The organism is Sutterella sp. KLE1602 (assembly GCF_001578585.1).
GTDB lineage: Bacteria > Pseudomonadota > Gammaproteobacteria > Burkholderiales > Burkholderiaceae_F > Sutterella > Sutterella wadsworthensis_A.
The window spans coordinates 1-1,356 of record NZ_KQ968526.1 but is presented as its reverse complement, the minus strand read 5'-3'; the positions used below and the strand labels follow the sequence as shown (position 1 = coordinate 1,356).

The 1,356-nt window shown below is 49.1% G+C and carries 1 protein-coding gene; it reads left to right on the top strand.

The genetic code is table 11. From position 1 onward, the window contains the following. Positions 1-67 precede the first annotated feature (67 nt). The gene (locus HMPREF3036_RS05030; protein ID WP_156469744.1) at positions 68-1,333 is read left to right on the top strand and encodes an ISAzo13 family transposase; all 1,266 of its coding nucleotides are present in this window, start codon (positions 68-70) and stop codon (positions 1,331-1,333) included. Positions 1,334-1,356 lie beyond the last annotated feature (23 nt).

Sequence of the window (1,356 nt, the reverse complement as noted above, 5' to 3'; positions counted from 1 at the left end):
GGAATAGTTAGAAAATAATCTATACAACTAGATGTGGTACAATATGAGCTCATAACGGAGCTCATCCATGAAGGCACTTCATGTCATTCCTGTCCGTATCACGGACGTCAAACAATTCATCAAGCACTACAACCTTGACGAACGCCAACGTCGAGGCTTGTATGGCTTTCTGGCGTCTCAGGCCGGCTACGGCGGAGCAACTGCTGTCGCACGGGACCTGGAGGTCTCACCAATCACGGTTAAGGCAGGTGCTGATGAGCTGAAGGCCCTTTGTGTATCCGATCAGACGAGCGCTGAATCGAATGCGTCAACCGCCGAGAAACAGGTTCGCCGTCCCGGAGGTGGACGCAAAAAACTGACTGTCAAACATCCGGGGCTGATGCAGGCACTTGCAGAAGTTCTTGAGCGTTCCACTTACGGAGATCCTCAGAGAGTCATTTGCTGGACGACGCTCAGCTTGAGAAAGATTCAAGATGAACTCAACAGCCAGGGTTTTCAGATCAGCCACGTGGTCATTTCCGAGCTGCTTGAAGAGATGGGCTACAGCAAGCAGGTCAACCAAAAGATGCTTCAGGTGAGCAAGCCGCATCCGGATCGGGATGCGCAGTTTCAGTTCATTAACGAGAAATGCAAGGCTTGGCTCAGCATGGGACTTCCTGTAATTTCAATAGATTGCAAGAAGAAAGAGAATCTTGGCAACTTTAAGAACGGAGGCGCCGAGTATCGACCGAAAGGCAAGCCCCGCCATGTGTACGACCACGACTGGCTGATCAAAGAGTTGGGGAAAGTCGCTCCTTTCGGCATCTATAACTTGAACAACAATGTCGGCTACGTCAATCTCGGACAGAGCCGTGACACGGCTGAATTCGCTAGCGAGAGCGTCGCCAGATGGTGGCACTTTATAGGTGAAGAGAATTTCCCCGGCTGCAGAAAGCTCTTTATCATTTGCGACGGCGGAGGCAGCAACGGGAGCAGAGTTCGTTTATGGAAATGGGCTCTTGCTTGTTTTGCCGAATTTTACGGCCTTGAAATTCATGTATCCCACCTACCTCCCGGTACATCCAAATGGAATAAGGTGGAACATCGACTGTTCAGCTACATCTCGAAAAATTGGGCCGGTCAGCCGTTGGTTGATATTGAGACCGTTGTGAATCTAATCAGCAACACGACAACGCGAACCGGACTGAAGGTCAGATGTGACATTGACAACAATGTATATCTGAAGGGAACAAAGATCACTGACGAAGAATTTGATCAGATAGCACTTGATCCCATTCCCGAGTTTGGCACTTGGAACTACATCATTCGTGGTTTCAAGCACGACGAAGATTGATAAGTTATTTCCTAACTATTCCT